The 6293-nt window shown below is 74.4% G+C and carries 3 protein-coding genes; all 3 read left to right on the plus strand.

The features are described from left to right. The first annotated feature begins 147 nt into the window (after nucleotides 1–147). Nucleotides 148–786 (plus strand): GNAT family N-acetyltransferase, encoded by a 639-nt coding sequence (locus ACFV9W_RS14610; RefSeq protein WP_385759851.1) that lies wholly within the window; start codon nucleotides 148–150, stop codon nucleotides 784–786. 121 nt (nucleotides 787–907) lie between these two features. Then, nucleotides 908–2122: a precorrin-6y C5,15-methyltransferase (decarboxylating) subunit CbiE gene (gene cbiE, locus ACFV9W_RS14615; RefSeq protein ID WP_385759854.1), complete on the plus strand. Its 1215-nt coding sequence runs from the start codon at nucleotides 908–910 to the stop codon at nucleotides 2120–2122. A 375-nt stretch (nucleotides 2123–2497) separates the two neighbouring features. After that, nucleotides 2498–6232: a nicotinate-nucleotide--dimethylbenzimidazole phosphoribosyltransferase gene (cobT, locus tag ACFV9W_RS14620; RefSeq protein WP_385759857.1), complete on the plus strand. Its 3735-nt coding sequence runs from the start codon at nucleotides 2498–2500 to the stop codon at nucleotides 6230–6232. Nucleotides 6233–6293: the final 61 nt, after the last annotated feature.

The raw sequence follows: 6293 nt of genomic DNA on the forward strand, positions 1-6293 counted from the left end.
GGACCCGCCCGACGCACTCCCATGGGGGCCGCACCTGGCAACAGGGGCGGCCCCCATGTGCAGTTACGTGCCTTCATGCTGCATGCTGGGCAGTTCACGAGGCCGACGCGAAGGTAGAAGGCCGACGAAGGTTACGGAGAGCGGCGCATGACGAACACCTTCCCGGAGATCTCCATCAGTACGGAGCGCCTGGTGCTGCGCCCCCTCGACGAGGACGACGTGCCCGCGCTCGCGGAGATGATGAACGACGAGCTGGTCGCCGCGTGGACCGCGGTGCCGCAGCCGTTCACCGAGGAAGGCGCCCGCACCTGGATCTTCGAGGACGCGCCGAAGGAGCGGGAGTCCGGCGCCGGACTCACCCTCGCCGTCGCCGAGTTCCTCACCCAGCGGCTCGTCGGCGTCATCCAGCTGAGCAAGACCAACTGGCACGTGCGGTCCACCGAGCTCTCCTACATCGTCGCCCCCTGGGCACGCGGCGAGGGCTACGCGTCCGAGGCCGCGCTCGCCACGGCCCAGTGGCTCTTCCGCGACCAGCGCCTGGAGCGCATCGAGCTGCGCACGGCCGCCGACAACACCGCCTCCCAGCAGGTCGCCCAGAAGATCGGCTGCATCAGCGAGGGCGTGCTGCGGAACGCCTGCATAGCGCGTACGCGCACCGAGGACGGCGGCCTCGCCGAGGCCCGCACGGACTTCATCGTGTGGAGCCTGCTGCCCGAGGATCTGGAGGGGGTCACCGAGCAGCTGGCGGAGGCCGGGGGTTTCACCGCCTTCTCGGACTGGAACTGACCCCACGGGCGGCCGAAGGGCCGGGCAGGTACGCTCACGGTGCCCCGGCCCCGGTGGCGCCCCCGGCCAACGTGCCGCACGGGCACGTACGCACCCGAGCACACCCAGGAGACTGACGACGATGGCCGACCGGGTCACGGTGATCGGCTGGGACGGTTCGCCGCTGACGGACGCGGCCCGCTCAGCACTCGGCGCGGCCACGCTCGTGGCGGGCGCCGGCCACCACCTGGCGCTGCCCGAGGTGCCCCAGCGCGCCGAGCGCGTCCGGCTCGGCAGCGTGGCCCTCGCCGCCCGCCGCATCGCGGGCCACCGCGGCACGGCCGTCGTGCTCGCGGACGGCGACCCCGGCTTCTTCGGCGTCGTCCGCACCCTGCGGGCACCCCAGTACGGCCTCGAGGTCGAGGTCGTACCCGCCGTGTCCTCCGTCGCCCAGGCGTTCGCCCGCGCGGGCATGCCCTGGGACGACGCACAGGTGGTCGTCGCACACCGCCGCACCCTGCGACGCGCGGTGAATGTGTGCCGCGCCCACACCAAGGTCGCCGTGCTCACGTCACCCGGCGCCGGGCCCGCCGAACTGGGCCTGCTGCTGGAGGGCGTCCACCGCACCTTCGTCATCTGCGAGGAACTCGGCACCGACCGCGAACAGGTCACCGTCGTCACCTCCGACAAGGCCGCCGACCACACGTGGCGCGACCCCAACGTCGTCATCGTCATCGGGGGACCGGTCACCGGCGCCCCCGATGACGGCAACTGGCTGGCCGGCGGCGACCCCGACGCCGGACCCCGCGGCTGGGCGCTGCCCACGGAGGAGTACGCGGGCCCCTTCGGCGAGGGCGAGACCGAACAACTGCGCGCGGCCCAACTCGCCCGCCTGGGCCCGCGCGCCGGCGACCTGGTCTGGGACATCGGCTGCGGCAGCGGCGCGTTCACCACGGAGGCCGGGCGGTTCGGCGCCGCCGTCATCGCCGTCGACCGGGACGCCGACGCCTGCGCTCGCACCCTCGCCGTCGCCCGCCGCTTCGGCGTCCAGGTCCAGATCGTGAACGGCACCGCACCGCACGCCCTCGAAGACCTCCCGGAGCCCGACGTCGTCCGCGTCGGGGGCGGGGGAGCGGCCGTCGTCTCGGCCGTCGCGGACCGGCGCCCCGCCCGCATCGTCACGCACGCCGCGACACGCGACGCCGCCGAACTCATCGGCAGGGACCTGACGGAGCACGGATACGACGTCGAATGCGCCCTCCTGCAATCCGTCGAACTGGACACTCGCGCCTGGACGGAGAAGGAGCGGACCGTGGGGTTCCTCCTCTCGGGGCGCCTTCCCGTCCGCCACCCGTGACCCTGGCGGCGCGCCGCGCGCGGTAGGCTGGCCGATCGTTGTACCGCACCGGGACGTTGGGTTCTTCGTATGCCAATGTCCCGAAAACGCACCACTTTTGAGGTGCGTGTGGTACGGCAGCGACCGGAGGACGCGCAACGTGGCGCAGTCCACAGAAGGCCATGGTCGAACTACGTTCCGTGGCCGCGGTCCGACCGGGACAATGCCTGTTGTCCGGAGCGGTTCGTGCCGCGCGGCACGCGCGCTCGTTGTTGTTGACGGGCGGTCGAAGCGTCGCCCCGGACAGCGAAAACAGTGAAGCGTGAAAGTGCTCGCAGTTCCGGCGGACGGCCGGGGGCGGCCAGGAAGTTCTCATTCGATGGGCGAGGGGTAGGCATGACCGACACCGGTCAGGTTCCGGGCGAAGGGCTGCCGGAGGACGCAGGCACGGCGGAGCCGCCGGGCGTTCCCGTACCCGGCGCGTACACCTACCTCGACCCCGCCGACGCCACGGCCGAGGAGGACGAGATCCTCCTGATGCCCGGCGCGCAGGGCGCGTGGGGGCAGCAGACCACGGACCACAGCCAGGGGCAGGGCCAGCAATACGCCCCGGCACAGACCCCGGCCCAGCCCCGTCGCCCGCTGCACATGGGCCCGGCCGTCCCCGACACCAACGGCAGCCCCGTCCGCACGCTCGCCGACCGCGGCCCCGCGCAGGCGCCGATGCCGGCCCGCCAGTCGGGCCCGCCGACCACCGGCCCGGAGTACCTGGACATCCCGCCGCAGGGCGCCGCCCCGTGGCAGCCGGCCGAGGCGCAGCAGCCCCCGGCCCCCGCAGAAACGGTCGCTCCGCAGTACGCGCAGCCCGAAACGCCCGCGCATGCCCAGGAGTTCGCCCAGGTCGGCGCCGAGCCGATGCCGGTCGGCGCGTACGCGGGCCAGGCCCCGTACGCCGCGCACGAGCAGAACCAGGGCGGCTACGAGTACGACCACGCGCCGCACGGCTACGCCCAGCAGCCCGCCGCGGACCAGACGCTCGGCCAGTTCGTCCCGGTGGACGGCATCGTCCCCACGACCCCGCACCTGGCCCCGACGCCGCCGCAGGCGATGGTGGTCCCCCCGCTCCCGGAGGAGCAGTCGCCGGAGGCCGGCGCGGCTGAACAGGACGTCGCCGTGGCCGAGCAGCCGGGCGTCCCCGGCCAGCAGAACGGCGCCGACCGCCAGGCCGCCGCCGCGCAGCCCGCCGACGTCGAGCAGGCGCCGTCCGGCACCGGCGTGGCTGAGCAGCAGGCCGTTGCCGCCGAGCGGACCGGCGTGGAGCAGCAGGGCGCGCCCGCCGAGCAGCCCGCTCCCGTAACGCCGGGCGCGGCCGACCAGCACGTCGTCGGCGATCCGCAGGGTGCGGCCGATCAGCAGGCGGTGGCAGGGCAGCAGGTCCTGGCCGACCAGCTGGCCGTTGGCGGTCAGCAGGTTCCGGTCGACCAGCGTGCCGTGGCCGAGCAGGCGTCCGTCGGCGGTCAGCAGGTCCTGGCGGAGCAGCAGGTCGTGGGCGACCAGCAGGCGGCCGCCGAGCAGCAGCAGGTCGTTGGTGACCACGCGGCCGTCGCCGACCAGCAGTCGGCTGCCGGAGCGCAGGCCGTTCCCGGTCAGCACCCCGCGGCCGACCCGCAGGCCGTCGCCGACCAGCAGGTTCCGGCCGACCAGGCCGAGCGGCCCGCCGTGGCCGACCACGCAGCCGTGGCCGAGCAGGCCTCCGTCGGCGGTCAGCAGGTCCTGGCCGAGCAGCAGCCCGTGGTCGACCAGCAGGTTGTTGCCGACCCTGCGGCGGTTGCCGAGGAGCAGTCCGCTGCCGGCGTACAGGCCGTTGCCGGTCAGCAGGACCCGGCCGACCCGCAGGGTGTGGCCGAGCAGGCGTCCGTCGCCGGTCAGCAGGCCCCGGCCGCCCAGAACATCGCCGGTGACGCGGCGGTTGCCGAGCAGCGGTCCGCCGCCGAAGAGCAGGCCGTCGCCGACCAGCCGGCCGCCGCCGACCCGCAAGCCGCCGCCCCCGGTCAGCAGGACGCCCCCGGTCAGCCGGCCGACGGCGCCCCGCACCCCGTCACCAACCCGCAGGACCCGCACGCCATGGTCAACCAGCAGTCCGCCGAGCAGGCCCCCGCGGGCGACGCGTCGGTCGCACCCGAGAACGCCGCCGAGTGGGACACCCAGGGCCCCGAGTCCGCCGGGATCCCCCCGCAGGGGCCCGCTTCCCCGGAGGAGGCCGCGAGCGTTCCCGGCCCCCGCGAGGGCGACTCCGGCGCGATCCCGCTGCCCGAGGCCGAGGACCCGGCGGAGCAGACCGTCGCCCCCGCCGAACTGACCGGCGAACCCGAGCACCTGACGCCGGAGCCCGAGACGCACCCCGCGGCTCCCGGCTACGACGACACCGAGCGCGAGGCCGTCCTGCGCGTGATGCGCGAGCGCCGCGACATCCGCAACGGCTTCCGCGGCGACCCGATCCCGCACGAGGTGCTGCTGCGCGTCCTGGAGGCGGCCCACACGGCGCCGTCCGTGGGCCACTCGCAGCCCTGGGACTTCGTGGTCATCCGGTCCGCGGACACCCGCCGCGCGATGCACGAACTGGCGATGCGCCAGAAGGACGCGTACGCGAAGTCGCTCCCCAAGGGCCGCGCGAAGCAGTTCAAGGAACTGAAGATCGAGGCCATCCTCGACACCCCGGTGAACATCGTCGTCACCGCCGACCCGACCCGCGGCGGCCGCCACACCCTGGGCCGCCACACGCAGCCGCAGATGGCCCCGTACTCCTCCGCGCTCGCGGTCGAGAACCTGTGGCTCGCGGCCCGTGCCGAGGGCCTCGGCGTCGGCTGGGTCAGCTTCTTCGACGAGCGCGAGATGGTCCGCTCCCTCGGCCTCCCGGAGCACCTGGAGGTCGTCGCGTACCTCTGCGTCGGCTACGTCGACGAGTTCCCGGAGGAGCCGGAGCTGATGCAGGCCGGCTGGTCCAAGCGCCGCCCGCTGTCGTGGGTCGTGCACGAGGAGACGTACGGCCGTCGCGCCCTGCCCGGCGAGGACCCGCACGACCTGCTCGCGGAGACCGTCTCCAACATCCGCCCGCTGGACGCGAAGGCGCTCGGCGAGGCGTGGGAGCGGCAGAAGCGGATGACGAAGCCGCCGGGCGCGCTCGGCATGCTGGAGATCATCTCGGCCCAGCTGTCCGGCCTGTCCCGCGTGTGCCCGCCGCCGATCCCGGAGCCCGCGGCCGTCGCGATCTTCGCCGGTGACCACGGAGTGCACGCCCAGGGCGTCACCCCCTGGCCGCAGGAGGTCACCGGCCAGATGGTCGCCAACTTCCTGGGCGGCGGCGCGGTCTGCAACGCGTTCGCGAGCCAGGTCGGCGCCGAGGTCTGCGTCATCGACGTCGGCGTGGCCGGTGAACTCCCGGCGACGCCCGGCCTGCTGCCCCGCAAGGTCCGCGCCGGCACCGCCGACATGACGACGGGCCCCGCCCTGACCCGCGAAGAGGTCAAGGAGGCCATCGAGGTCGGCATCGAGACCGCCCGTGACCTCGTGGCGGCGGGCAACAAGGCGCTGCTCACCGGCGAGATGGGCATCGCGAACACCACCGCGTCCGCCGCCCTGATCTCCGTATACACCGAGGTCGACCCCGCCGAGGTCACCGGCCGCGGCACGGGCATCAACGACGAGACGCACGCCCGCAAGGTCGAGGTCGTGCGCCGCGCCCTCGACGTGCACAAGCCCGACCCCGCCGACCCGATCGGCGTCCTCGCGGCGGTCGGCGGCCTGGAGCACGCGGCCATGGTCGGCCTGCTCCTGGGCGGCGCCTCGCTGCGTACGCCGGTGATCCTCGACGGCGTCAGCGCCGGTGCGGCCGCCCTGGTCGCCCGCGCCATCGCCCCCGAGGTCCTCGCGGCCTGCATCGCGGGCCACCGCAGCGCCGAGCCCGGCCACGTCGCCGCGCTGGGCAAGCTGGGCCTGCGCCCGCTCGTCGACCTGGACCTGCGCCTCGGCGAGGGCACGGGCGCGCTCCTGGCGCTCCCGATCGTCCAGAGCGCGGCGCGGGCGATGCACGAGGTCGCGACCTTCGACTCGGCGGGCGTGACAGAGAAGTAACCCCGGAAGTTGTGCCGGGGCCGGCCGCCACCATCGCCGGCGGGGCTTGAAAATCAAGCCC

This window comes from Streptomyces sp. NPDC059897, from assembly GCF_042730865.1.
Classification (GTDB): domain Bacteria; phylum Actinomycetota; class Actinomycetes; order Streptomycetales; family Streptomycetaceae; genus Streptomyces.